This is a genomic window from Billgrantia sulfidoxydans, assembly GCF_017868775.1.
Taxonomy (GTDB): domain Bacteria; phylum Pseudomonadota; class Gammaproteobacteria; order Pseudomonadales; family Halomonadaceae; genus Halomonas; species Halomonas sulfidoxydans.
Genome location: NZ_CP053381.1, coordinates 627433 through 651970 on the forward strand (window position 1 = coordinate 627433; position 24538 = coordinate 651970).

General features: G+C 68.5%; 20 protein-coding genes. 12 read left to right on the forward strand and 8 right to left on the reverse strand.

Annotated elements, in window-relative coordinates; genetic code table 11:
* Positions 1-80: 80 nt before the first annotated feature.
* The 4 genes from zipA to HNO51_RS02980 all read left to right on the forward strand — a co-directional run bounded on the left by zipA (position 81) and on the right by HNO51_RS02980 (position 6901).
* Positions 81-1670 (forward strand): cell division protein ZipA, encoded by a 1590-nt coding sequence (gene zipA / locus HNO51_RS02965; RefSeq protein WP_209538419.1) that lies wholly within the window; start codon positions 81-83, stop codon positions 1668-1670.
* A gap of 104 nt (positions 1671-1774) precedes the next feature.
* Positions 1775-3838: an NAD-dependent DNA ligase LigA gene (gene ligA / locus HNO51_RS02970; RefSeq protein WP_209538420.1), complete on the forward strand. Its 2064-nt coding sequence runs from the start codon at positions 1775-1777 to the stop codon at positions 3836-3838.
* The gene (locus tag HNO51_RS02975; protein WP_197449564.1) at positions 3835-4107 is read left to right on the forward strand and encodes a YheU family protein; all 273 of its coding nucleotides are present in this window, start codon (positions 3835-3837) and stop codon (positions 4105-4107) included. Before ligA ends, HNO51_RS02975 begins: the two co-directional genes overlap by 4 nt.
* Before the next feature lie 175 nt (positions 4108-4282).
* Positions 4283-6901 (forward strand): putative bifunctional diguanylate cyclase/phosphodiesterase, encoded by a 2619-nt coding sequence (locus HNO51_RS02980; RefSeq protein WP_209538421.1) that lies wholly within the window; start codon positions 4283-4285, stop codon positions 6899-6901.
* Here the strand turns inward: HNO51_RS02980 and mnmC are convergent.
* Positions 6898-8913: a bifunctional tRNA (5-methylaminomethyl-2-thiouridine)(34)-methyltransferase MnmC2/FAD-dependent 5-carboxymethylaminomethyl-2-thiouridine(34) oxidoreductase MnmC1 gene (gene mnmC, locus HNO51_RS02985; protein WP_209538422.1), complete on the reverse strand. Its 2016-nt coding sequence runs from the start codon at positions 8911-8913 to the stop codon at positions 6898-6900. The two genes, HNO51_RS02980 and mnmC, sit on opposite strands and share 4 nt — an antisense overlap.
* A 176-nt stretch (positions 8914-9089) precedes the next feature.
* The gene (locus HNO51_RS02990; RefSeq protein WP_197449567.1) at positions 9090-9389 is read right to left on the reverse strand and encodes a YciI family protein; all 300 of its coding nucleotides are present in this window, start codon (positions 9387-9389) and stop codon (positions 9090-9092) included.
* A gap of 115 nt (positions 9390-9504) precedes the next feature.
* Between HNO51_RS02990 and HNO51_RS02995 the strand changes: the two genes are divergently transcribed.
* Both HNO51_RS02995 and HNO51_RS03000 read left to right on the forward strand, forming a co-directional pair.
* Positions 9505-10434, forward strand: a complete 930-nt coding sequence (locus tag HNO51_RS02995; RefSeq protein ID WP_209538423.1) for a PHP domain-containing protein — start codon at positions 9505-9507, stop codon at positions 10432-10434.
* 37 nt (positions 10435-10471) lie between these two features.
* A complete protein-coding gene (locus HNO51_RS03000) occupies positions 10472-11095 on the forward strand; it encodes an L-threonylcarbamoyladenylate synthase (RefSeq protein ID WP_197449569.1) in 624 nt (207 codons plus the stop codon).
* Positions 11096-11105: 10 nt separating this feature from the next.
* Here the strand turns inward: HNO51_RS03000 and HNO51_RS03005 are convergent, their stop codons facing one another.
* Both HNO51_RS03005 and HNO51_RS03010 read right to left on the reverse strand, forming a co-directional pair.
* On the reverse strand, positions 11106-12002 hold the full coding sequence (locus HNO51_RS03005; protein ID WP_209538424.1) for an ion transporter: 897 nt from the start codon (positions 12000-12002) through the stop codon (positions 11106-11108).
* A gap of 34 nt (positions 12003-12036) precedes the next feature.
* Positions 12037-12879 (reverse strand): CYTH domain-containing protein, encoded by an 843-nt coding sequence (locus tag HNO51_RS03010; RefSeq protein ID WP_209538425.1) that lies wholly within the window; start codon positions 12877-12879, stop codon positions 12037-12039.
* Between the two features lie 128 nt (positions 12880-13007).
* Here HNO51_RS03010 and HNO51_RS03015 point away from each other — a divergent pair, with 128 nt between their 5' ends.
* The 6 genes from HNO51_RS03015 to glrR all read left to right on the forward strand — a co-directional run bounded on the left by HNO51_RS03015 (position 13008) and on the right by glrR (position 21014).
* Positions 13008-13688, forward strand: coding sequence for a TIGR00153 family protein (locus HNO51_RS03015; RefSeq protein ID WP_197449572.1), 681 nt, complete (start codon positions 13008-13010; stop codon positions 13686-13688).
* Between the two features lie 68 nt (positions 13689-13756).
* Entirely contained in the window at positions 13757-15022 is a 1266-nt protein-coding gene (locus HNO51_RS03020) for an inorganic phosphate transporter (RefSeq protein ID WP_197449573.1), read from the forward strand.
* Between the two features lie 269 nt (positions 15023-15291).
* Positions 15292-16605, forward strand: coding sequence for an amino-acid N-acetyltransferase (gene argA, locus HNO51_RS03025; protein WP_197449574.1), 1314 nt, complete (start codon positions 15292-15294; stop codon positions 16603-16605).
* An 895-nt stretch (positions 16606-17500) separates the two neighbouring features.
* Positions 17501-19006 (forward strand): sensor histidine kinase, encoded by a 1506-nt coding sequence (locus HNO51_RS03030; RefSeq protein WP_209538426.1) that lies wholly within the window; start codon positions 17501-17503, stop codon positions 19004-19006.
* On the forward strand, positions 18997-19566 hold the full coding sequence (locus tag HNO51_RS03035; protein ID WP_209538427.1) for a hypothetical protein: 570 nt from the start codon (positions 18997-18999) through the stop codon (positions 19564-19566). The genes HNO51_RS03030 and HNO51_RS03035 overlap by 10 nt, the downstream gene beginning before the upstream one ends.
* Positions 19567-19733: 167 nt before the next feature.
* Positions 19734-21014: a two-component system response regulator GlrR gene (gene glrR / locus HNO51_RS03040; RefSeq protein ID WP_242597246.1), complete on the forward strand. Its 1281-nt coding sequence runs from the start codon at positions 19734-19736 to the stop codon at positions 21012-21014.
* Positions 21015-21059: 45 nt separating this feature from the next.
* Here the strand turns inward: glrR and xseA are convergent, their stop codons facing one another.
* From xseA to HNO51_RS03060, 4 genes are all read right to left on the reverse strand, one after another.
* On the reverse strand, positions 21060-22400 hold the full coding sequence (gene xseA / locus HNO51_RS03045) for an exodeoxyribonuclease VII large subunit (RefSeq protein WP_209538428.1): 1341 nt from the start codon (positions 22398-22400) through the stop codon (positions 21060-21062).
* Between the two features lie 138 nt (positions 22401-22538).
* The gene (locus HNO51_RS03050; RefSeq protein ID WP_209538429.1) at positions 22539-23069 is read right to left on the reverse strand and encodes a PRC-barrel domain-containing protein; all 531 of its coding nucleotides are present in this window, start codon (positions 23067-23069) and stop codon (positions 22539-22541) included.
* A gap of 55 nt (positions 23070-23124) precedes the next feature.
* Positions 23125-23322, reverse strand: a complete 198-nt coding sequence (locus tag HNO51_RS03055) for a CsbD family protein (protein ID WP_167112124.1) — start codon at positions 23320-23322, stop codon at positions 23125-23127.
* A 120-nt stretch (positions 23323-23442) separates the two neighbouring features.
* On the reverse strand, positions 23443-24507 hold the full coding sequence (locus HNO51_RS03060) for an AbrB family transcriptional regulator (protein ID WP_242597185.1): 1065 nt from the start codon (positions 24505-24507) through the stop codon (positions 23443-23445).
* Between the last annotated feature and the right edge of the window lie 31 nt (positions 24508-24538).

The window sequence follows — 24538 nt, forward strand, 5'->3', positions numbered from 1 at the left end:
GGCCCTTTTTCCGGCAATCGCGCTATGCTGTTGACGAACATCCATCCGGCATGGCGCCCTAGTGATAGGCAAGACGACCCATGGAACTTAGAGAATGGCTGATCATTCTGGGGCTGGCCCTGGTAACGCTCATCGTGATCGATGGTGTGCGTCGCCTGAAGCGTCAGCGCCGAGTGCCCCGCCTGGACCAGGTAGGGGATAACAACAACCAAGGCAATGGCCAGGCAGCGGCCGAAGGCGATGACAACTGGGAGTTGCCCAACGGCGGCGCCCGGGTCGTCAGGCCCGCCAGCTATACCCAGGTGCCGGCGAAGCCCAAGCTCGAACGCCAGGATCACCCCGGGCCCTCGCGGGTGCTGTCCGGCCTGAAGAGCGCCAGTGCCGATCCCCGGCCCATGTCGAGCCCCGATTCCGGCGCCGCCGCGGCAACGCGCCCGGCGGCGTCAGCCATGCCGGAAGCGTCGTCCGCGGCCAAGCCTGCCGAGCCGGAAGCGCCGCCCTCGACCCAGCCTGCCATGGCCGAGGCGCACGAGCGCGCGGATCGCCGGGGCGAAGCCGAAGCGCCCCCTCGTCCCGTCGAGCCCGAGCATGCCTCCCGCGTCGAAGCCGCTGCCGAACCGCCGGCACGCGACGAACGGGAAGGGCGCCACGAACCGACCCTCTCCGCGCTGGACGACGAAGCGCCGAGCGCCGTCAGCGAGCCGCTGGCCGCCGACCCCGCCGACCACGATCCCCACCACGACGAGGACGAGCGCTACCGGCTGGTCGACCTCGAAGGCATGGGCGATTCGCTCAAGGACGGCTCGCGCCGCGTGGGCGAGTCGGTGCAGCGTTTCGGCCTCTCCATCCAGCAGCGCATGGCCAAGCGCCGTGAGCAGAAGCGCGAAGAGAAGGCACGCCGCGAGCAGGCCCGCGCCGAGAAGGCAGCGCGCGAAGCCGAGCAGCGCCGCGAGGCCGCCGAGGCCCAGGCCGCCAGGGAGGCCGAGCGCCGTCGCCTGGAAGCCGAGGCCATCGAGCGAGCCGACGACGACGACCCACTGTTCGCCCCGCCGCGTTCGCGGGCGGCGGAGCCGGCGCATGCCGAGCCCGTGGCCGATCACGCCGAGCCGGCCACCGTGCAGGCCGAGCCCGTCAACGACGACGACGTGGTCCGCGCCCACCCGACGCTGGCCCGGGCGCTGCGCCACAACGTCAACGCCGAGCGCGCGCGCGACACCCTGAGCCAGGCCGACGAGATCATCGTCATCAGCGTGCTGTCGCGCGACGAGGAGGGCTTCTCCGGCGAGGCGCTGCTCAACCTGATGCTGGCCTGCGGCCTGCGCTACAGCAGCGACATGGGCATCTTCCACCGCTTCGAGACCGAGGACCCCGACAGCGAGCTGCAGTTCTCCATGGTCAACGTGCTCAAGCCGGGCACCTTCCCGATCGAAGCGATGGACGAGTTCCGCACCCCGGGCATCACCCTGCTGATGCCGCTGCCCGGTGCGCTGGACACCGCCGCCGCCTTCGAGGCGATGGTCGAGACCGCCATGGTCATCGTGCGCAACCTGGGGGGCGAGCTGAAGGATGAGAACCGCAGCGTGATGACCGCGCAGACGGTGGAGTTCGCCCGCCAGCGCGTGCAGGAGTTCGAGCGCCGCAACCGCCTCAACCGCTACCAGGTGAACTGACGCCTGACCGCGTGCCATGCCGCACCCGTCGACAACCCCGTGAGCGATCACGGGGTTGTCGTGTTGAGGGCGGCGGAGAATCCTCTTCGAGACATGACAGACGCATGAGCCAGCCCGATCAGAACACCCTCGACGAAGTCGCCAAGCTGCGCGCCGAGCTCGACGACGCCAACTACCGCTACTACGTGCTCGACGAGCCCCAGCTCACCGACGCCGAGTACGACCGCAAGCTGCGCCGCCTGCAGCAGCTGGAGCAGGCGCATCCCGAGCTGGTGACCCCCGACTCGCCGACCCAGCGGGTGGGGGCGCCGCCCGACGCCGGCTTTCCCGAGGTCGAGCACGCGGTGCCGATGCTGTCGCTGGACAATGCCCTGAGCGAGGAGGAGATCGAAGCCTTCGTCAAGCGGGTGGGCGAGCGCCTGGAGACCGACGGCGAGGCGATCCGCTTCTGCTGCGAGCCCAAGCTCGACGGCGCCGCCGTGTCGCTGGTCTACGAGCAGGGCGTGCTGATCAGCGGTGCGACCCGCGGCGACGGCCGCACCGGCGAGGGCATTACCTCCAACCTGCGCACGCTGCGCTCGATCCCGCTCAAGCTGCGCGGCGACGCCCCCGAACTGCTCGAGGTGCGCGGCGAGGTGATCATGAGCCACGACGGCTTCGAGCGTCTCAACGAGCGGGCGCGAGAGGAGGGCGGCAAGGTCTTCGCCAATCCGCGCAACGCCGCGGCGGGCAGCCTGCGCCAGCTCGACCCCGGGATCACCGCCACGCGGCCGCTCGAGTTCAGCGCCTACCAGGTGGCACGCATCGAGCCGGATCCGGGCGATGCCAGCCACAGCGAGCTGATGACTCACCTCAAGGCCTTCGGCTTTCGCAGCAGCGCCCAGCTTCGGGTGGTGACCGGCAGCCAGGGGGTCATCGACTACTGCCGCCGGCTGGGTGAGCGGCGCGACGGCCTCGGCTACGACATCGACGGCGTGGTAATCAAGGTCGACGACCTGCGCCTGCAGCGCGAGCTGGGCTTCGTCGCCCGGGCGCCGCGCTGGGCCATCGCCTTCAAGTTTCCCGCCCAGGAGGAGACCACGCGCCTCAACGACGTCGAGTTCCAGGTCGGCCGTACCGGGGCGATCACCCCGGTGGCGCGGCTCGAGCCGGTCTCGGTGGCCGGCGTCACCGTTTCCAATGCCAGCCTGCACAACGCCGACGAGATCGCGCGGCTCGGCGTGATGATCGGCGACACCGTGGCGATCCGGCGGGCCGGTGACGTCATTCCCCAGGTGGTGCGGGTGCTCGAGGAGCAGCGCCCGGACGATGCCCGCGAGATCGTCTTCCCCCGCCGCTGCCCGGTCTGCGGCTCGGAGATCGAGCGCCTCGCGGGCGAGGTAGTGGCGCGCTGCTCCGGCGGGCTCTACTGCGCCGCGCAGCGCAAGGAGGCGCTCAGGTACTTCGCCTCACGGCGGGCCATGGACATCGACGGGCTGGGCGAGAAGCTCATCGACCAGCTCGTCGAGCTCGACTGGGTCAAGACGCCCGCCGACCTGTTCCGGCTCGACGCCGAGCGCCTGGCCACGCTGCCGCGCATGGCGCGGAAATCCTCCGAGAAACTGGTCGCCGCGCTGGAGAAGGCCAAGTCCACGACCCTGCCGCGTTTCATCTTCGCGCTGGGCATCCGCGAGGTGGGCGAGGCGACGGCGGCCAACCTGGCGCGCCACTTCGGCACCCTGGATGCGCTGATGGCCGCCGAGCTGGCCGACCTCGAGGCGGTGGAGGACGTCGGTCCGGTGGTGGCGGCCCACGTGCACACCTTCTTCCGCCAGGAGCACAACCGCGAGACCATCGAGGCGCTGCGCGAGCTGGGCGTGAGCTGGGCCGAGCAGAGCGTCGGCGAGCGCCCCCAGCCGCTGGCCGGCCAGACCTGGGTGCTCACCGGCACGCTCGAGAGCATGACCCGCGACGAGGGCAAGGAACGCCTGCAGGCGCTGGGCGCCAAGGTGGCCGGCAGCGTATCGAAGAAGACCGCCGCGGTGGTGGCCGGCGAAGCCGCGGGCAGCAAGCTGGCCAAGGCCCGGGAGCTGGGCGTGGAAGTGCTCGACGAGGCCGTCTTCCTCGAGCGGCTGGCCGCCTGGGAGCGCGGTGAAGGCACAACCGGCGACGAGGAGGCCGAACCATGAGCGACGGTCGCTTCATCGAGGTGCCCTACCGCATGCTGCCGGGCGAGACCCTGGACGCCCTGCTGGAAACCTTCGTCACCCGCCAGGGCTACGACACCAGCGACACCGGCGAGGGCATGCGCGGCTGGGTCGGCCAGCTCAAGCGCCAGCTCGAGCGCGGCGAGCTGATCATCGCCCACGACCTGCAGACCGAAACCACCGAGGTGATGACGCTGGCCCAGTGGCGCGCCTTCGGCCGCGACCTGGCCGACGACGAGGAGGAGGGCTAGCGGGCGCCGCACGACCAAGGTCCAAGCGTACCGACGCGAGAATGTAACGGAGAATTGATCCAGATCAGAGGCTGAGAGCCCTCATGCGGCAAGAATGGCTCTTCTCATTCTTCCGCTGACGGTCGCGCCTCCAGGGACGGGAAACGGCGCCTCGTCCCGCTCGTTGAGTATCGCAATGCTCGCCTACGTTCGTTCTCGTCTTGCCTGCTGGAGATCCCTCCAGGGTTTCGTGCTGGTGGCGATCCTCTCTGCCTCGTTGACCGTCTTCGTCGGCGTTACCCTGGTCTCGTCGCTGCTCTATGAGAACATCCTGGCGCGCCAGGCCGAGCAGACCTCCGAGACCCTGGCCCGGCAGAGCTTCAACGCCATGCTGCAGGTGATGCGCCAGGGCTGGAGCCGCGATGAGATGGAAGCCTTCATCGACGAGACCAAGCGCGCCCATGCCGGCGCCGGCTATCGCTTCACCTTCTATCGCGGCGAGCGGGTCTCGGAGCGCTACGGGGTGATCGACCAGCCGCCCCTGGACATCGTCATTCGCTCCGCCCTCGAGACGGGCAACGAGCGGGTGTGGCGCGAGAACGGCACGGTGCGCTGGGTCATGCCGCTGGTGGCGCGGCCGGAGTGCCTCGCCTGCCACCAGAACGCGGCCACCGGCGACGTGCTGGGGGTGATCGACATCCAGCGCGACATGGCCCCGATCAGCCGCGAGATGCGCTTCAATTACCTGGCCCTGTTCATCGTCGCCGCGCTGTTGATTCTGCTGCTGGCGCTGGGCATGTCGAAGCTGTTCGCGGAGCGGATCCAGGTCACCCTCGACCAGTTCCGCGACCGCCTTGCCGCGGTCAACTCGGTCGAGGACTTCCGCAAGCTCGACGTCAGCGACACCCAGGTGCGCTTCCAGGAGCTCAACATCGCCATGCAGCAGGTCAATGCCCTGGTCGACCGGCTCAGGAACGTGGCGGTGGACAAGGATATCCTCGAGTTCGAGATTCGCCTGCTGAGCAAGTTCATCATCACCTCGGAGGTGGTGCGCGACTGGCGCGAGTTCATCAAGGAACTGCTGGCCGACATCAACACCATCATCCAGGCGCATACGCTGGTGACGATCTTCCAGGTGGAGGACGAGGGCTACGAGCTGGAGGTGTTCTGGTATCGCAAAGTGGCCCCCGAGACCCGCGAGACCTTCGAGGCGCTGCTTAGCCAGCTGCTGGAGCGCCGCCACGAGGACCCGCCCGCGGGCAGCATCCTCAAGGTCCTGCACCATACCGTGATGACCAATGGCGAAGGCGAGCTGGCGGCGCAGCTGACACCCGAGGATATCCGCCTGCAGACCAAGTCGCTGCTGCTCGAGGCGCCGAAGATCGGCGGCATCGTCGGCATCGGCGTGCAGTCGGACCTGGCCCAGGACCCGATCCGTCATATCGTCATCGACGGCATCCTGTCGACGCTGCTCAACCTGGTGGGCTCGGTCAAGGCGATCTACAAGTACACCAAGGATCTCGAGTACTACGCCACCCGCGATCCCCTGACCAGCCTGTACAACCAGCGCATCTTCAAGGACATGCTGGCCTACGAGGTGGGCCGGGCGACGCGCCACCAGGACCACTTCAGCCTGCTGATGCTCGATCTCGACAACTTCAAGACGGTCAACGACCGCCACGGTCACGCCTTCGGCGACCAGTTCCTGCACGCGGTGGCCGATACCCTGGCGCACTCGGTACGCCCCGGCGACTTCCTGGCGCGCTATGGCGGCGACGAGTTCACCGTGATCCTGCCCGAGACCGAGGAGCAGCAGGCCTACTCGGTGGCGCTGCGCATCGCCGACAAGCTGGCCGGCCAGGTGCTCACCGCGCCCGACGGCAGCGTGGTGCGGGCCACCACCTCGATCGGCATCGCCAGCTACCCCAACCACGCCGAGAACCCCCACGACCTGTTCCTGATGGCCGACAACATGATGTACAAGGCCAAGCGCCAGGGGAAGAACTGCGTGGCCCTGCCGGAACGGGAGGAGGTGGCGGAGGTGTTCCGCAAGGTGGGCGAGAAGAACCAGATGGTGCTCAGTGCGCTGGAGGAGCAGCGCATCGTGCCCTACTTCCAACCCATCGCCAACGTGGCCAGCGGCGAGGTGCATATCCACGAGCTGCTGATGCGCATCCAGCTCGACGACCGCCTGGTGCCGGCCGGCGAGTTCATCGATCTCGCCGAGAGCATCGGCGTGATCCACAAGATGGACTACCAACTGGTCGAGAAGGCCTTCGCCCAGGTTCGCGAGCAGCACTACGAGGGCATGCTGTTCATCAACCTCTCGCCCAAGTCGCTGATCGTAGGGGAGTTCATCGGCCACATCCATCAGCTGGCGATCGACTACGACATCCTGCCGGAGCGCATCGTCTTCGAACTGACCGAGCGCGAGACGGTGAGCAACCTCAAGCTGCTGGAAAAGTTCGTGCACGACCTCAAGCTCGAGGGGTTCAACTTCGCCATCGACGACTTCGGCTCGGGCTACTCCTCGTTCCGCTACCTCAAGCAGTTCCCCATCGACGTGATCAAGATCGAAGGCGAGTTCATCCGCAACATGCTCGACGACGAGACCTACATGGCCTTCGTCAAGAGCATCGTCACCCTGGCCCAGAGCCTCGGCGTCAGCACCGTCGCCGAGTTCATCGAGGACGAGGCCGTGCTCGAGGCCGTGAGGGCGCTGGGCATCGACTTCGGCCAGGGCTACCACCTGGGCCGGCCGGGGCCGCGCTTCGTCGGCCGCCGCCAGGCGGAGCGCCTGCCCAGCGACTCCTAGCCGCCGCGCACGATGTCGCGAACGACCCGTCGCCCGGGGTGCAGGTGGTCCACCAGCGGCCACTCCAGCGGCAGCGGCTCGTCGCACATCCGCGAGGCGATCAGCTCGGCGCACAGCGGCGCACTGGCCATGCCGCGCGAGCCGTGGGCGGCGCTGATCCACAGCCCCGCGTGGTGCCTGCCGGGAGCGTCGGGTATGCGGGTGGCATCCTTGGCCAGTACGGCATAGTCCTCGCGCCAGGCCTCGGCGTCGGGCACCGGCCCGGCGTAGGGCGACTTGTCGGGGCTCGCTGCGCGAACGCCCACGCGCCCGGTGAGCCGCTCGGGCGCGAGCGCGGCGCCGGCCTCGCGCAGCGCCGCCACGAAATGCGGCAGCCCGCGCTCGAGCTCTGCCAGGTTGGCGGCGTGGTCGGCCTCGCGCTCGGCCCGGTCGGTGTCGCCCGGGGCGAAGGTGGCGCCGAAGTTGAGCACGCCGTCCGCCGGCGGCGGCACGTAGCCGCCGGCACACACCACGCGGCCCAGCGCCGGGGCGCCCTCGGGCAGGGCCAGCTGGCTGACCTGGCCGCGCACCGGCTGCAGCGGCAGCGCCGCCGTCTGGGCGAAGCGGGCGGCCTCGCCGGCGGCGGCGATCACCACCTGGTCGGCGTCAATGCGCTCGCCATCGGCCAGGGTCAGCGACCAGCCCGCCGCGTCGCCGTGCAGCGCCGTCACTTCCCCGCGGCGGAAGCTGACGCCGGGCGTCTGGGCCAGGCGCACGCACAGTTCCAGCGGCCTGACCCAGGCGGCGTCGGGATAATCCAGCGCCGGCGCCTCGAGCCGTATTCCCGCCGCGCGGCTGGCCGCCTCGGCGTCGAGGCCGCGCACCACGCTCTCAGGCAGCGAATGGTTGGCCAGGAAGCGCGCCTGGCGCTGTCGCTCCTTCTCGTCCAGGGCCAGCTGCAGCACGCCGCTGGGCCGCCACAGCGACTGATCCGGGTCGAGCTGGGCCAGCCAGCGCCGGCTGTGGAGCAGGCCGGCCAGGTAGGCCCGGCTCTGCAGGTTGGTCTCCACCGCGAGCTTGACGTAGAGCGCCCCCTGCAGGTGCGTGGCGCCCAGCTCGGCGCGGTCGAGGCGATCGATCAGGGTCACCTCGATGCCGCGCCGGGCCAGGGCGGCGGCGGTGCTGGCACCGGCGATACCGGCGCCGATCACCGCCACGCGGCGCGGCGGGCGCGGCGCCGGCGGAGTGAACCAGGGCGTCTGTCCACGGCGGGTGTCGGCGGGCGGCGCGGCGATCTCGCCGGCCAGCATTTCGCGCTTGCGGCCGAAGCCCGGCACCTTGCGCCAGGCGAAGCCGGCCGCGGCCAGGCCGCGCTTGACCACCCCGGCGCAGGTGAAGGTGGCGAAGGTCGCCCCCGGCCGCGAACGGGCGGCCATGGCGGCGAACAGCTCGTTTTGCCACATCTCGGGATTCTTGGCCGGGGCGAAGCCGTCGAGGAACCAGGCATCCACCTGGCCTTCGAGCAGGGCGAGGCGCTTGGTGGCGTCGCCGAAGTGGAGGTCCAGCGTCACGCGCTCGTCGAGCCATAGCCGGTGCACGCCGGCCACCGGCTCGGGCCACTGGCTCACCAGCCGCTCGGCGCGCCGGGCCAGGTCGGGCCAGGCGGCCAGCGCCCGGGCCAGGTCGTCCCGGGTGAGCGGATAGCGCTCGGTGGAGACCAGGTGCAGCCGCGCGCCGGCCGGGGCGTGTGCGTCGAAGCAGGCCCAGGCGCAGAGCATGTTGAGTCCGGTGCCGAAGCCGGTCTCGCCGATGGTGAAGGGCCGTCGTTCGCGCCAGGCGGCCAGGCGCCGCGGCAGGTCGTTGCCGGCGAGAAAGACATGCTCGGTCTCGGCGCGGCCGTCGTGGCGCGAGAAGTAGACGTCGTCGAACTGCGTCGAGTGCGGCGCGTGCTCGCCGGTGTCGTCGCTCAGCCAGTCGAGGCGTGCGGGTTCGAGACCGGCCAGCGGCGGAAGGGAAGGATAGGACACTGACATCTCCACGAACGGTAAGCTGCTCAAAAAATGATCGATGGCGCCGTGACGGCATGGCATGGTGGATCTCGACGACCATCCGCGGCGTTTCAACAGCGTTATCCACAGAAGCTGTGAGCAAAACCTCTGTGGATAAACGTTCCCGTCGGGGAGGTGTTGCGGGAGTTGTTATTCGGCCTTCACGGCAGCACTTTCTTGAACGGCTTCACCGTCGCCTTGGCGTAGACCCCGGCGATCATGTAGGGGTCGGCGTCGGCCCAGGCCCGGGCGGTCTCGAGGCTGTCGAACTCGGCCACCACCAAGCTGCCGCTGAAGCCGGCATCGCCGGGGTTCTCGGCATCCACCGCGGGGTGCGGGCCGGCCAGCACCAGGCGGCCCTCGTCCCGCAGCTTCTCCAGGCGGGCCAAATGGTCGGGGCGGGCGGCCAGGCGGCGCTCCAGGCTGTTCTTCACGTCTTCACTGATGATTGCGTACAGCATCGCAGCGTTTCCTCTGGCAAGCGCGGTATCTCCGCAGACTCAAAGCGTGCGTTGACCGACCGTCGCCGGGCGCGCACCATGGGCCATCATTTTGACAAAGTTGCCTGCCTGCGTCATGCCACAGCCCTCCCTGCCCGCGCGCTTCGAAGGCGATTCCGCTCCCCTGGGGGTCGATCTCCACATGCACTCCACCGCCTCGGACGGTGCCCTGGCGCCCGCCGAGGTCGTGGCCCTGTGTGCCGCGCGCGGGGTGAGGCTGATGGCGCTGACCGATCACGACACCGTGGCCGGCGTGGCCGAGGCCGGCGAGGCGGCCATCCGCCTGGGTGTGAGCCTGCTGCCGGCGACGGAGCTCTCGACCCGCTGGCACGGGGTCGGCATCCACGTGGTGGGGTTGCTGCCGCAGGGGGCCCGCGGGGCGCTCGCCGAGGGGCTCGAAGCCCAGGCCCGGGCGCGGGAGGCCCGCGCCGAGGAGATCGCCGGGCGCATGGAGAAGCTCGGGCTCGACGACGCCCTGGCCCGAGCCCGCGAGCAGGCCGGCCCCCATCGCCCCCTGGGGCGGCCGGACTTCGCCCGGGCGCTGGTGGCGGCGGGGCTGGTGCCCGACATGGCCACGGCGTTCCGCAAGCATCTCGGCAGCGGCAAGGCGGGCGACGTCAAGGCGCACTGGCCGGCCCTGGCCGAAGTGGTGGGCTGGGTGGTCGAGGCGGGCGGCGTGGCGGTGCTGGCGCATCCCCTGCGCTACGGGCTGACCCGACGCAAGCGCGGGCAGCTGCTGGACGACTTCATCGCCGCCGGCGGCCAGGCCGCCGAGCTGGTCAGCGGCTTCCAGAACGCCGACGTGACCCGCGACCTGGCCCGCCAGCTCGACGAGCGGGCGCTGCATGCCTCGCTCGGCAGCGACTTCCACTTCCCCGGCGGTCACCTGGCGCCGGGCAGCATGAGCCCGCCACCGCGCACCGCCGTGCCGCCGGTGTGGACCCATCCGCTGCTGGCCGGTGTCGTCGCGGCGGGCTGCGACGCGTCCGCCTCCGGCGCGCTATAGTGGGCGGCATGCATCCAACACGACAGGGAGCCCGTGCATGAGTCAGTTCTTCCAGATTCACCCGGAAAACCCGCAGAAGCGGCTGATCGACCAGGCGGTGCAGATCGTGCGCCAGGGCGGGGTGGTTGCCTACCCCACCGACTCCGGCTATGCCCTGGGCTGCCATCTGGGGGACAAGAAGGCGATCGAGAAGATCAAGTGGCTGCGTTCGCTGGACGACAAGCACAACTTCACCCTGGTGTGCTCCGACCTCTCCGACATCGGCACCTACGCCAAGGTCGACAACAGCGTGTTCCGCCTGCTCAAGGCCAACACCCCGGGCGCCTACACCTTCATCCTCAACGCCACCTCTGAGGTGCCACGCCTGCTGCTGCACCCCAAGCGGCGCTCCATCGGCGTGCGCGTGCCCGATCATCGCATCACCCACGCCCTGCTCGAGGCCCTGGGCGAACCGCTGATGAGCGTGACCCTGATCCCGGTGGGTGAAGCGCTGCCGATGACCGATGCGGAGGAGATCCGCGAGCGCTACGGCGCCCACCTGGACCTGATCATCGACGGCGGCGCCTGCCACCTGGAGGCCACCAGCGTGATCGACCTGCGCGAGCTGCCGCCGACCGTCGTGCGCGAGGGGCGCGGCGACCTGGCGCCGTTCCAGGCATAGCCTGGGCGAATCACTCGTCCGACCCCGGTTCGCCGTAGCGTCCTGCGGCGGCGAGGCGAGGGTCCGCCGAGGTCTCATCGAGCCAGGTGCCGCACAGTAGGCAGTAGCGGGCGCGCCGCTCATGCTTGTCATGACCGCAGCCGGGGCAGGCCTCGTCGGAGTAGCGCTCTTCGCGGATGGCGCGGATCACCTGCGCCGAGAACACCCCGGTGGGCACCGCAATGATCGAGTAGCCGATCAGCATCAGCATGACGGTGATCGCCTTGCCCAGCGAGGTCATCGGCACGATATCGCCATAGCCCACCGTGGTCAGGCTGACGATGGCCCAGTAGATCGACATCGGGATGCTGGTGAAGCCCGCCTCGGGCGATTCGATGGTGTACATCACGGCGGCGAAGATCGTCACCACCATGAAAATGCTGAAGAAGAACAGGATGATCTGACGTACGCTGCGCCGGAGGGCATCCAGCAGCAGGCGGCTCTCGCTGACGAACTGCATCAGGCGCAGCACGCGGAAGATCCGCAGCACCCGCAGCAGGCGCACGATCACCAGCGTTTCCCAGCTGCCGGGCAGGATCAGCATCAGCCAGGTGGGCAGCACGGCGAGCACGTCGACGATGCCGTAGAAGCTGCGCAGATAGCGCCAGGGTTTCTCAAGGCAGTAGACGCGCAGCGCCAGCTCGACGGTGAAGATCAGCGTGAAGCCCCACTCCAGCCAGTAGAACCACTCCCCATAGGCGGCTTCCCAGGCGGCGATGCTGTCCAGGAGCACGATCGCCACGCTGGCCAGGATCACCGCGATCAGGGCGATGTCGAAGCCCTTGGCCAGCGGCGTGTCGGATTCGAAGATGATCTGGAACAGCCGGGTGCGTACCCCGTCGCCACCCGGCCGAAACGGCTCGCTCATTCCTTTGCTCCCTGAAGCGGTTCTGTTGGGGCGCCTAAGGTGCCAGGCGATGCGCCAGGCGCACGGCCACGCGGCCGAAATCCACGTCGAGCCAATCGCGCCGCTGCAGCCTGGCGGCGAGGGTGCCGGCGTCGCCGTCACCGTCGGCGGCAATCGCCAGCAGCGCCTGCCTGGCCGTGGCCTTCCACTCATCGTCGCCGGTATCGGTCCAGGCATCCAGGGCCAGCAATGCACGCCGCAGCCGCTCGCCATCAGCCGAGCCTTGCGGCAGCGTCCAGCGGCCGCTGAGCAGGGCACTGCCGCGAACGGCCTTGCTGGCCTCGGCGGGGCGCAGGGGGACCGTCTCGGCGAAGGCCAGCGCCAGGCTCCACAGCGCCTGCGGGTCGCCATCCTTGAGTTCCAGCTCCAGTTCGTGGATCGGCACGCGGCGGCCGGCGGCACGAATCTCGCCCTGGTCCAGCGCCACCTCGATGCTGGCCTCGGCCAGCTCCAGGCGCCAGGCCCGGCGCTCGAAGTCGGTGGAGAAGCGCGGCTCGAGCCGTGCCAGTACCTCTTCTCCCAGCGCGGCCACGGGGGGCAGGGCGGCAAGCCCGGCGCGGTCGAGGCTGCCCGACGCCACCGGCCACTCCCACTCGCGCCGCCGGCTGAAGCCGCCGCTGCCCTCACCGCTGGTCTTGAGCGTCTGCACCCAGCGCTCGTCACGGCGACGCAGGCGCAGCGCCATGCGTGCGGCCTCGAGGTCGCCTTCGGGCGTGTCGAAGTAGGTGTTCGCCAGGCGCTGGGCCTCGTCCACTCCGCCGCGCAGGAAGGGGTGCTGCAGCAGGCGTTCCGGCCCCGTTTCGCCAAGGGCCAGTTTCATCTCGATCTCTTCGCTCATGCCTCTTCCTGCTATATGACTGGTGTGAGTACGTGTCAGGAACTATCGTGGGATCAAATATTTCGATGACGTGACAGGGTGCCATTCTTTATACTGGCGCCGCCATTCCACAAGCGCATTAAAACGCCATGGTCAAAACCAACCCGTTTTCGGCGATGTTCGGCCGTTCGCCGTTCCAGCCACTGCTGGCCCATATCGCCAAGTCCAACGAGTGTGCCGACCAGCTGCTGCCCTTCTTCGAGGCATCGCTTGCCGGTGACTGGGACGAGGCCGCCAGGGTCCGCGAGACCATCACGCAGCTGGAGCACGAGGCCGACAGCCTCAAGACCGAACTGCGCCTCAACCTGCCCAACACCCTGTTCCTGCCCGTTTCCCGCAGCGATCTGCTCGACCTGATCAGCGTCCAGGACAAGATCGCCAACAAGGTGCGCGACATCACCGGGATCATGCTCGGCCGCCGCATGCGGGTGCCCGATGAGCTGGCCCAGCCCATGCGCGACTACATGCACACCGCCGTGGCCTGCGTCGCCCAGGCGCGCCAGGCGCTGGAGGAACTCCAGGACCTGCTGGAATCGGGCTTCGGCCGGCATGTCTCCGACGTGATGCAGAACCTGATCCGCGAGCTGCACATCCTCGAACAGCAGGCCGACCAGCAGCAGATCGCCATTCGCCGCCAGCTCTTCGACCTCGAAGACAGGCTCAAGCCGGTAGACGTGGTCTTTCTCTACAAGATCATCGACTGGGTCGGCGAGCTTTCCGATCGCGCCGAGCGCGTCGGCAGCCGTCTCCAGATTCTCACTGCCCGGTAGGGCATCGCCGCCCGGCCTGGCCGGGGCATGCCCTCTCAACCTGACAGCCACATAGGATCCAACCCCCTATGTCGATCATTGCAGAGCACGCGAATACCTTCATCATCCTGGCCTGCCTCTTCGGCTTCTTCATGGCCTGGGGCGTCGGCGCCAACGACGTCGCCAACGCCATGGGTACCTCGGTCGGCTCCAGGGCGATCACCATCAAGCAGGCGATCTTCATCGCCGTGATCTTCGAGTTCCTCGGCGCCTGGCTTGCCGGCGGCGAGGTCACCCAGACCATCCGCAAGGGCATCATCGACCCCGCCTCGCTGCAGAACGACCCCCAACTGCTGATCTACGGCATGCTGGCCTCGCTGCTGGCCGCCGGGACCTGGCTGCTGGTGGCCTCGATGAAGGGCTGGCCGGTGTCGACCACGCACTCCATCGTCGGCGCCATCGTCGGCTTCGCCCTGGCGGGGCTCGGCATCGATGCCGTGGGCTGGGCAAAGGTGGGGCAGATCGCCGCCAGCTGGGTGGTGTCGCCGCTGCTGTCGGGCGTCATCGCCTTCACCCTGTTCAAGTCGGTCCAGCACCTGATCTTCGAGGCCAAGGACCCGTTCGCCGCGGCCAAGCGCTACGTGCCGTTCTACGTGCTGCTGGTCGGCTTCGCCATCTGCATGGTGACCCTCACCAAGGGGCTCAAGCACCTGGGCCTGAACCTGGGCTTCGGCACCAATTTCCTGCTCTCGCTGCTGTTCGGCCTCGGCATGATGGCGCTGGGCGGCTGGATGGAGCGGCGTGTGCAGGCCGGCAGCCGCCAGAGCGACCACTTCGGTTTCACCGGGGTCGAGCGGGTGTTCGGGGTGCTGATGATCTTCACCGCCTGCGCCATGGCCTTCGCCCACGGCTCCAACGACGTGGCCAACGCCGTCGGCCCGCTGGCGGCGGTGATCAGCGTCGTCGAGCACGGCGGCACCATCGGGGCCTCGGCGCTGGTGCCCTGGTGGGTGCTGGTGCTGGGCGGCGGCGGTATCGTGGTGGGCCTGGTGACCTACGGCCACAAGGTCATCGCCACGGTCGGCACCGGCATCACCGAGCTGACCCCTAGCCGCGGCTTCGCCGCCACCCTGGCCGCGGCGCTGACCGTGGTGCTGGCCTCGGGCACCGGGCTGCCGATCTCCACCACCCACACCCTGGTGGGCGCGGTGCTCGGCGTCGGCCTCGCCCGCGGCATGGCGGCGCTCAACCTGCGCGTGATCGGCACCATCGCGATGTCGTGGCTGATCACTCTGCCGGCCGGGGCGGGCCTGGCTATACTGTTCTTCTTCATGTTCAAGGGAATCTTCGGGTAAGGACAATCCACGAGCCACGAGCCACGAGCCACGAGCCACGAGCCACGAGCCACGAGCCACGAGCTAGGGAAGGAGCATAATCTTCCCGAAGCCCGAAGCCCGAAGCCCGAAGCCCGAAGCCCGAAGCCCGAAGCCCGAAGCCCGAAGCCCGAAGCCCGAAGCCCGAAGCCCGAAACGGCGGTACCACAACAGTGGTGCCGCCGTTTTCGTCGCTCTGATATAGTCGAAGCCGATACACCCTTCCTTTCATCTGCTGCCGGAGAGCGGCCTTGGACACTCGTTTCCCCTTCGTCGACTGGTTCCGCAATTCCTCCCCCTACATCAATGCACACCGGGGCCGAACCTTCGTGATCCTGATCGAGGGCGAGGCCATGGCGCGAGGACGAGGCGAGCAGCTGATCCAGGACTTGGCGTTGCTGCATACCCTCGGCGTGCGGCTGGTCGTGGTGTTCGGCATCCGCCCCCAGGTGGAGCAGGCGCTGAGCGACGCCGGCATCGAGCCGCGGCGCCATGACGGGCGCTGGGTGGCCGACGAGGCGATCATGGCCTGCGTCGAGCGGGTCGCCGCCGAGCAGCGCCTGTGGCTCGAGGCGCGGCTATCGCTGGGCCTGCCCAACACGCCGCTGCACGGGGTCGAGCTGACCGCGGTCTCCGGCAACCTGGTGATGGCCAAACCGCTGGGCGTGCGCGAAGGCGTCGACTACGACCACAGCGGCGAGGTGCGCCGGGTGCGGGTATCGGCGGTGCAGGGGCTGCTCGATCGTGGCTCGCTGGTGCTGCTGCCGCCGCTGGGCTTCTCCAGCACCGGCGAGGTGTTTGACCTGGACGCCGCCGAAGTGGCCCAGCACGCGGCCATGGCGCTGTCCGCCGACAAGCTGATCCTGCTGGGCGAGGCGGCCGGGCTGTACGATGAGAATGGCGCCCTGCAGCGCCAGCTGACGCCCGCCGAAGCCGAGCCGCTGCTGAGCCAGATCGAGGCGGGCTGCGAGCAGGCGCGCCACATCGCCGCCGCCTGCGCCGCGGCGCGCCACGGCGTGGCACGCACGCACCTGCTCTCGTGGCAGGATCATGACGCCCTGCTGGGCGAGCTGTTCACCCGCGATGGCGTCGGCACCATGATCACCCGGCACCGCTACGAGCAGCTGCGCCCGGCCGAGCTCGGCGACATCGCCGGCCTGCTGGAACTGCTCGAGCCGCTGGAGCGCCGTGGCATGCTGGTGCCGCGCTCGCGCGAGCGCCTGGAGCACGAGATCGACGACTACCTGGTGATCGAGCGCGACGGCATGATCATCGGCTGTGCGGCGCTGCACTGCTTCGCCGAGGCCGAGATGGGCGAGCTGGCCTGCCTGGCCATCCACGTCGACTACCGCGGTGGGGCGCGGGGCACCCTGCTGCTGTCCGGCGTCGAGCGCCGCGCGCGCCGGCTCGGGCTCAACGCGCTGTTCGTGCTGACCACCCACACCGCCCACTGGTTCGTCGAGCACGGCTTCCGTCCCTCGGACATCGATTCGCTGCCCACGCTGCGTCGCGACACCTACAACCACGCCCGCAAGTCGAAGATCCTCGTCAAACCGCTCGGCTGAGGGGCCCGTATCAGCGCCTGATACAGGCTGGCTCCTGGGCCCGCCGCCGCTCTGGACCCTGTTTCGGGCGGTGGCTGTCGCTTTGGGGCAACGCCGCCTTCGCGGTTGTCTCCAAAAGGCAACAAGGCAACGCATTGTTTTCTATAGCGCAGCGGGGGATCGTTCGAAAGGGTGTCTCCAATCGATGACGAAAAGTGGCGCCGTCACTCGCTTTTCATCTCGGTTTTACCGCAGGGTGGCGGCATGCCACTTCACAGTGCGTTTTAACACCCTGAATTTAAAGACGTATAAAGATTCCTGGCACGCTATTGGCACTATACTAGGTGAGCAACGAAAGAAGTGATTCAAACGGCTCGAATCACTTCGGATCGTCGAGAGGCTCGGGGACCACCACCCCCCCCCATGCCCTGTGCGACCCGGGCATCACGACGATAAACGTTCGCTCCGCGATGTGTAACTTAGGTTGCGATGAGACGGGTGCCGCCGACAGGCATGGAACGGTACCAGAAGGGCAAGGATGCCCCGGCAAGGATGCCTCATCCCCTTCGGGGGATCGAATTTCGGGCCAGCGCTGCTGAACATCTCGCAGCGGTGGCGCCAAAGGACGAAGCAGGGCGGTTCGCTGCCCGCCCGTACCGACGGCTCCTGGTGGCACAGCGTCGGTAATGGGGCTTCGGGACCCTCGGGTCCGCTGAAAGTATGGGTCATGGCTCGACCAGGCGAACGATGCCCATATTTTCAACCCCTTCAGTTCCCTGCGTATTGGGCCGGCACTTAGCCGGCCTCTTTTTTTTCCGGGGGGTTGTGACGGGGCAGTAGCCGAGCGTGGAACTCTGTTATCCTTCAGGAACGTACCATGGTGGTCCCTTTTCCTCTCCTGAATAGAACATTGGTCATGACCAAACGGGTCTCGCGCCGCTGGCGTCCACGCTCATTGCTGCAGCTCGTGCTGCTGGCGTTCCTGGTAGTGATGCTGCCGTTGGGAATCCTGATGTACCAGGCCGGTCAGGCCTTGTCCGAACTGTCTCGCCTGGCGGATGTGAGCGCTCGCCAGGCGGTGGAAGAGAGCCGGCGTGCCCGGGTGTTGAGCAGCCTGGCCGTCGAGATGGAGCGCAGCGCGCGCCAGTATGCGGTGCTCGAGCAGGAGAGTCTGCTCGATCTGTATGCCGAGCGTCACGGCGAGTTCCAGGAACTGCTGGCGCAGCAGCGCCGCTTCCTGCCGAACGACCCCGACGTGCTGGCGCTGGAGGAGCAGCTGCTGCTGCTGTCGCAGCTGCCGGAACTGGACGCCGACGCGCTGGAGGTCTGGCTGTCGCTGTTCGTGCCGTTCGCCGAGCATACCGAGGCGATGCGCCGCGCCACCAATCGCCAGATCGACGCCAGCATCGAGATGATCAGTGCGCGGGCGGAAGCGGTACAGTCGCGGCTGTGGTTGCAGACCACGGCGCTGGTTTCCGCCAGCCTGCTGCTCATGCTGCTGTTCAGCTGGCTGATCATCCGCCCGGTGCGCCAGCTCGAGCGGCGCATTCTCAGCATCGGCAGCGGCGTGGAGACCAATGACCGCGATACCATCCAGGGGCCCGCCGAGCTGGTGCAGCTCGGCGACCGGCTCGACTGGCTGTCGACCCGGCTCAGCGACCTCGAGGCCCAGAAGCAGCAGTTCCTGCGCCACATGTCGCATGAACTCAAGACCCCGCTGGCCAGCGTACGCGAGGGCTCGGCGCTGCTGGCCGACGGCGTGGCCGGCGAGCTGAGCCCCCGCCAGCGCGAGATCCTGACGCTGATCGATGCCAGCGGCCGCGAGCTGCAGCGGCTGATCGAGCAGCTGCTCGACTACAACCTGCTGCAGCACAACCAGCGCATCAGCCTCGAGCGGGTGGACCTCGCCACGCTGGTCAAGACCACGCTGTCCAAGCACCGCCTGGCGCTGGAGAACAAGGGCATGCGCGTCATCGCCTTCGATGGCCCGCTGGAGTGGGTGGTCGACCGTACCGCGGTGGGGCGCATTCTCGACAACCTGGTCTCCAACGCCATCGCCTACGGCGAGGACGGCGGCGAGCTGATGATTCGCGCCCATGCCGGGCGCGAGCACCTGATCCTCGACGTGGCCAACACCGGCGAGCCCATCGCCGAGCACGACCGCGCGCGCCTGTTCGAGCCGTTCTACCAGGGCCGGTCGCGGCGCAAGGGGCCGCTCAAGGGCTCCGGCATCGGGCTCTCGGTGGCCGCCGACTGCGCACGCATCCAGAACGGCAGCCTGGTGCTGCTCGAGGATCGCGATTTCGATGTGTGTTTCCGCCTGACGCTTCCGCGCCAGGCGCTTCCCTTGACCACGGAAAACAATAAGATTGAGCCCGTCGAAGTGGGCATCAACGCAAGGAGCGATGAACGATGCGGGTAAGAAAAAAAGGCTGTGCAAAGAAGGTGTTCGGTGCTGGCGGACTGATCCTGTTGATGGGCGGCTGCCAGTACCTGCCCGATCAAGGCGGGCTTGGCACCGAGCCGGAAGCGCCTCAGGCGGCCGGCTGCCGGGGTGGGGAGCCGACGTTCGAGAACGAGGCCTGCCTGCTGCCCAACTGGGTGGCGTACGGGCTGGCCTCGCAGCGCGGCGATAGCGAGTGGCGCCGCCAGGCGCTCAACGAGCTGGACGCCGCCCACGACAGGAGCGAGGCCGAGCGCGAGCTGGCGCGGGCCGTGGCCTTGGCCTGGGGCAGCGAGCGGGAATGGCGCCAGGCGGCGGAGCTCTACCAGGAGCACACGCATGCCGCCCCGGCCGACCTGCAGCCGCTGCTGCGCTACTGGCGCAACGAGCTGGAAGGGCGGCGCTCCCTGGCCAACCAGAGCACGGATGCCCGCGCCCAGGTGGTCTCCTTGCAGCGAGAGAATGCCGAACTCTCCGAAAAGCTCGAGGCGCTGACCGCCATTGAGCAGAACATGAACCTGCGACAACAATCGCCCTGAAGGGCGACCGGTTAATACGGGAGAAAGACGTGATGGAAGCGGCTCGATTGATCGAAACACGCAAGAATGAGGCTCGCAGGCCGGCGGCGCGCACGTCGGGCGCGAAATCCGGCAATGCCCACGTTCTGCTGGTCGACGACGACGTCAGTCTATTGCGTCTGCTCGGCATGCGCCTGGAGAGCCGCGGCTACCGGGTGACCACCGCCGAGAGCGGCGCCGAGGCACTGCGCAAGCTCGCGGCCGAGCGCCCCGACATCGTGCTCTCCGACCTGCGCATGGACGAGATGGACGGCCTTGCCCTGTTCCAGGCGATCCAGCGCGAGGTGCCGGGGCTGCCGGTTATCATTCTGACCGCCCACGGCTCCATCCCCGACGCCGTGAATGCTACCCAGCAGGGGGTGTTCAGCTTCCTCACCAAGCCGGTGGACCGCGACGAGTTGTTTAGCGCCATCGACGAGGCGCTGACCCACCTGCCGACCGGCAACGGCGACGACAGCGAGGCCTGGCGCGCCAGCATCATCACCCGCAGCCCCGAGATGGAGCGGGTGCTGGAGCAGGCGCGCATGGTGGCCTCGTCGGACGTCAGCGTGCTGATCACCGGCCCTTCCGGTTCGGGCAAGGAGCTGCTGGCACGCGCGATCCACGACGCCAGCCCGCGCGCCAACAAACCGTTCGTGGCGATCAACTGCGGCGCGCTGCCCGAACAGCTGCTGGAGAGCGAGCTGTTCGGCCACGCCAAGGGCGCCTTCACCGGCGCGGTGAGCGACCACAAGGGCCTGTTCCAGGCCGCCGAGGGCGGCACCCTGTTCCTCGACGAGATCGGCGACATGCCGCTGCCACTGCAGGTCAAGCTGCTGCGCGCGCTGCAGGAGCGCCAGATCCGCCCGCTGGGCTCGACCCAGTCGATCCCGGTCAACGTGCGTATCCTCTCCGCCACTCACCGTGACCTCAGCCAGGCGATGCACCAGGGCGAGTTCCGCGAGGACTTCTTCTACCGCCTCAACGTGGTCAACCTGAAGCTGCCGGCGCTGAAGGACCGCGCCGAGGACGTGCCGCTGCTGGCGCGTCACCTGGTAGCCCAGGCGGCGGAGCGCCACAAGCCGTTCGTCAAGGGGTTCTCGCCGGAGGCGCTCAACCTGCTCGCCACCAGCGCCTGGCCCGGCAACGTGCGCCAGCTGGTCAACGTGGTGGAGCAGTGCGTGGCGCTGACCCGCTCGCCAATGATCCCCGAGGCCCTGGTGGCCCAGGCGCTGGCGGCGGAGGACTGCGCGCTGCCGACCTTCAATGACGCCCGCGCCAGCTTTGAGCGCAGCTACCTGGTCAAGGTGCTCAAGATCACCGAGGGCAACGTGACCCAGGCGGCACGCATCGCCGGGCGCAACCGCACCGACTTCTACAAGCTGCTCAGCCGCCACGAACTGGAGCCGAGCACCTTCAAGCCGGAGTGACGCCGGCCGAGCCGACACCGAGAGCGCCTGACCCAGGCGCTCTCTTCATTTGAGGCGGCGCTTGACCTCTACCTTCAACCTACCCTCGCCCAGCCGGGCCGTCAGTGCCTGGCCGGGCTGGGCGTCGGTTGCGCGCCGTATCACCCTGCCTGAATCGTCCTGCAGGATGGCGTAGCCGCGCCCCAGCACCGCCAGCGGGCTCACCGCCTGCAGCTGCCGCGCCAGGCCGGCCAGGCGCTCGCCCCGGCGCGTCAGGTCGCGCTGCATGGCCAGCGCGAGCCGGGCCCGGGCACGTGCCAGCCGTTCCCCGGCTCGTTCGACCCCGCGCCGCGGGTGGCAGGCGCCCATGCGCCGCTGCAGGTGGTCCAACTGGCGGCGGTCGGCGGCGAGCCGCATGTGCATGGCGCGCCGCAGGCGGGCCTCCAGCTCGCCCAGGGTCTGGCGCTGGCGGGCGACAACCTCGCCGGGGTGGCGCAGCCGCGCACGCAGGTGGTCGAGCCGCTGGCCCTCGCGTTCGAGCCGCGCCTGGGTGCAACGCCAGAGCTGGCGCTCCAGCCCGGCCAGGCGTTGCCGCAGGTCGCGCCCATCCGGCACCAGCATCTCGGCGGCGGCGGAAGGCGTCGGGGCGCGCACGTCGGCGGCCAGGTCCGACAGGGTGAGGTCGACCTCGTGGCCCACCGCCGACATCACCGGCAGGCGCGAATGGAAGATCGCCCGCGCCAGGTGTTCGTCGTTGAAGGCCCACAGGTCCTCCAGACTGCCGCCGCCGCGGGTGATCAGGATCACGTCGCGGGCCGGGTCGAGCGCCTGCTGGCGGTTGAGCAGCCCCAGCGCGGCGATCAGCGTCGGGGCCGCCTCGCGACCCTGCACGGGCACCGCGATCAGCGTCACGTGGGCCAGCGGCCAGCGCGCGGCGAGCACCGCCAGCACGTCGCGGATGGCGGCGCCGGTGGGCGAGGTGAGCACCAGCAGGTGGCGGGGCGGGCAGGGCAGGGGGCGCGCATTGGCGAAGACGCCCTCGGCGGCGAGACGCTGCTTGAGCCGTTCCAGCGCGAGCAGCAGCTCGCCCTCGCCGGCCGGCTGCACCGCTTCGGCAATCAACTGGTAGTCGCCGCGCGGCTCGAACAGCGACACCCGCCCGCGCACCCGCACCCGGTCGCCGTCGCGCATGGGCGCGGCGACGAAGCGCGCACGGTTGCGGAACAGCGCCCCGCGCAGCTGCGCCGAGCTGTCCTTGAGGGTGAAGTAGACGTGCCCCGAGGCCGGCCGCGAGACGCCGGAGAGCTCGCCCTCGACCCATACCTCGCCGATGCCCTGTTCGAGCAGCAGCCGGGCGCGGCGGTTCACTTCGCTGACGGAGAGCGCGCTAGCGGTGGGCTGGGGCATGAGACGGCGGTTCCTGGGCCTCGACGAGAGCCCTCAAGGCTAGCATGGCGCCGGCGTGCCAGCACGCGGGAGGCAGGCGAAAAAAAGCGCCGGGAAGGCCCGGCGCAAGAGCGTCATGGGGAGGGACACGTCAACTTTTTACTCGAAATCGTCTTCGACATCGTCTTCGGTGACTTCTCCGCCGTCACCGACGGGGCCTGCACCGGTGGTACCGGTGGTCTGCCACACGCCTTCACGCTCACCGCGCTCATCGATGCGACGGTTGCGCTCATCGTCGAACCACTCCTCGTTGTACTCGGGGAAGTTCTCGAGTTCGTCCTCGCTGGCGTCGACCATGATGCGGTGGGAGACGTCGTCGTCATCGCGCTCGGTCTCCAGGGTGAAGTGCTCGATGCCGACCACCACTTCATCGCCGCCGATGCCCCACAGGCCGCCCGCGTTCACTACCACGGCGCTGACCTTGCCTTCGTCATCAAGCAGGAGGTTCTCGACGTTGCCGACGTCCTCGTCGCTGTCGTCGACGTGGTAGACGTCGGCGCCGATGATGTCGTCGGCGGAGTAGAGGCCCTGGGCCGCCTTGGGATCGTTCTCCTGCGCGATCGCCTGGGTCCCGAGGGCCAGGCTACCGGTTACGGCTGCCACTGCGATGGTAAGTAGATGCTTTTGCATGATCGCTCTCCTTTCCATGGTTCGGATCTTGCTCAGTGGGAAGTCAATCTCCGCTCTAGAGGTTGCGTGCCCACTCATCGGCCTGGCGTTCCGCTTCTTCACGCTCCAGGCCATAGCGCTGTTGCAGCTTGCCGATCAGCTGCTCCCGCTTGCCGGCAATCTGGTCGAGTTCCTCGTCGCTGAATTCGCCCCAGCTGGCACGGGCCTTGCCCATGTACTCTTTCCATTTGCCTTCGATCTGGTCCCAGTTCATCTCGTCACTCCTTCCATGAGTGAATATGACGTGTACTTCATCAAACTAGATCAGGTGCCTGGCGCTGTAAGTCAAAGTCGGTTTCGGACTGTTTCGAAGCGTAATTAGGAGCGCGGCGGGCTAGACCAGCAAGCGGCGGAAGGCACGCAGCATCAGCGGCATCAGGAGCATCAAGGCCGTGATCCGCAGCAGGTGATGAGAGGTCACGAATGCAGGGTCGATGCCGAGCGAAAGGGCAACGAGGCTCAGCTCCGGGGCGCCGCCGGGCATGTTGGCCAGTAGCGCCGCCGCCATGGAGTACCCGGTCACCACATGAATGCTCCAGGCCGCCGCGATGGCAAGCATCAGCAGCATCGTTGCTTGCAGCGTCGCCATCCACAGGTTGAAGGCCACGGCGGCTAGCGGCGTGCCCCCGAAGCGGATGCCCACCGAGACCCCGATAATGACCTGGGCGATGGCCAGCACCGAAGGGGGAACCACCGCATGAGTCAGCCCAGTGAGGTGAAGTGTTGCCGACACCAGCGCGGGGCCGAACAGGAAGGCATTGGGCAGGCGCAGCAGGCGGCCCAGGCCGATGCCGGCCACGCCTGAGCCCACCAGCCAGGCCATATCGGAGAGCGAGGGAAGCCACAGCCAGGAGGCGGCGTCGGCGGGGCGCATGCCGAGCTCGACATGGCCCAGCACGTCAAGCAACGGGGGTATCGCAAGCAGCAGGACCAGGATGCGGGTGGCGTGGGTCAGGCCGACGATGCGCAGGTCCGCCCCCGACTCCATGGCCATGGCAGTGATCGCCGAAACGCCGCCGGGAATGCCGGCGTACAGGGAGGTCTCGACGGAATAACCGGCCACTCGATGCGCGAACCAGAACGAGAACGCCCACATCACGGACGTGGCGAGCAGCATCATGCCGAGGCTGATCGTCCACGACGCGACGTCGCCGGCCATGTCGGGGGAGAAGGCCGACCCCAGCATGACGCCGATCACCGCCAGCACGGCCTTGCGCGCCGACCCCGGGCCGCGCAGCCGCATCCCGGCCAGGCTGGGCAGGGTCGTGGCCAGCATGGCACCCAGCAGCCAGGGCAGCGGCAGGCCGGCCCAGTAAGCGAGGCTGCCGCCGAGCAGGCCCAGCAGCAGGGTGGGGAGAAAGGCGCGCAGGGCGTCGAATCGGGTTCGCTTCGAGGGCAAGGCCGGTATCCGCATCAGGACATCAGGAACG

What these genes read in the sequence shown, in the direction of transcription:
- HNO51_RS03035 (WP_209538427.1), top strand. Translation starts at nt 18,997, where the DNA reads ATGCGGGTAAGAAAAAAAGGCTGTGCAAAGAAGGTGTTCGGTGCTGGC.
- HNO51_RS03005 (WP_209538424.1), bottom strand. Translation starts at nt 12,002, where the DNA reads ATGAGCGAGCCGTTTCGGCCGGGTGGCGACGGGGTACGCACCCGGCTG.
- HNO51_RS03055 (WP_167112124.1), bottom strand. Translation starts at nt 23,322, where the DNA reads ATGAACTGGGACCAGATCGAAGGCAAATGGAAAGAGTACATGGGCAAG.
- HNO51_RS03020 (WP_197449573.1), top strand. Translation starts at nt 13,757, where the DNA reads ATGTCGATCATTGCAGAGCACGCGAATACCTTCATCATCCTGGCCTGC.
- HNO51_RS02980 (WP_209538421.1), top strand. Translation starts at nt 4,283, where the DNA reads ATGCTCGCCTACGTTCGTTCTCGTCTTGCCTGCTGGAGATCCCTCCAG.
- xseA (WP_209538428.1), bottom strand. Translation starts at nt 22,400, where the DNA reads ATGCCCCAGCCCACCGCTAGCGCGCTCTCCGTCAGCGAAGTGAACCGC.
- HNO51_RS02990 (WP_197449567.1), bottom strand. Translation starts at nt 9,389, where the DNA reads ATGCTGTACGCAATCATCAGTGAAGACGTGAAGAACAGCCTGGAGCGC.
- HNO51_RS03050 (WP_209538429.1), bottom strand. Translation starts at nt 23,069, where the DNA reads ATGCAAAAGCATCTACTTACCATCGCAGTGGCAGCCGTAACCGGTAGC.
- ligA (WP_209538420.1), top strand. Translation starts at nt 1,775, where the DNA reads ATGAGCCAGCCCGATCAGAACACCCTCGACGAAGTCGCCAAGCTGCGC.
- HNO51_RS03000 (WP_197449569.1), top strand. Translation starts at nt 10,472, where the DNA reads ATGAGTCAGTTCTTCCAGATTCACCCGGAAAACCCGCAGAAGCGGCTG.
- HNO51_RS02995 (WP_209538423.1), top strand. Translation starts at nt 9,505, where the DNA reads ATGCCACAGCCCTCCCTGCCCGCGCGCTTCGAAGGCGATTCCGCTCCC.
- glrR (WP_242597246.1), top strand. Translation starts at nt 19,734, where the DNA reads ATGCGCCTGGAGAGCCGCGGCTACCGGGTGACCACCGCCGAGAGCGGC.
- HNO51_RS02975 (WP_197449564.1), top strand. Translation starts at nt 3,835, where the DNA reads ATGAGCGACGGTCGCTTCATCGAGGTGCCCTACCGCATGCTGCCGGGC.
- HNO51_RS03010 (WP_209538425.1), bottom strand. Translation starts at nt 12,879, where the DNA reads ATGAGCGAAGAGATCGAGATGAAACTGGCCCTTGGCGAAACGGGGCCG.
- HNO51_RS03030 (WP_209538426.1), top strand. Translation starts at nt 17,501, where the DNA reads ATGACCAAACGGGTCTCGCGCCGCTGGCGTCCACGCTCATTGCTGCAG.
- zipA (WP_209538419.1), top strand. Translation starts at nt 81, where the DNA reads ATGGAACTTAGAGAATGGCTGATCATTCTGGGGCTGGCCCTGGTAACG.
- mnmC (WP_209538422.1), bottom strand. Translation starts at nt 8,913, where the DNA reads ATGTCAGTGTCCTATCCTTCCCTTCCGCCGCTGGCCGGTCTCGAACCC.
- HNO51_RS03015 (WP_197449572.1), top strand. Translation starts at nt 13,008, where the DNA reads ATGGTCAAAACCAACCCGTTTTCGGCGATGTTCGGCCGTTCGCCGTTC.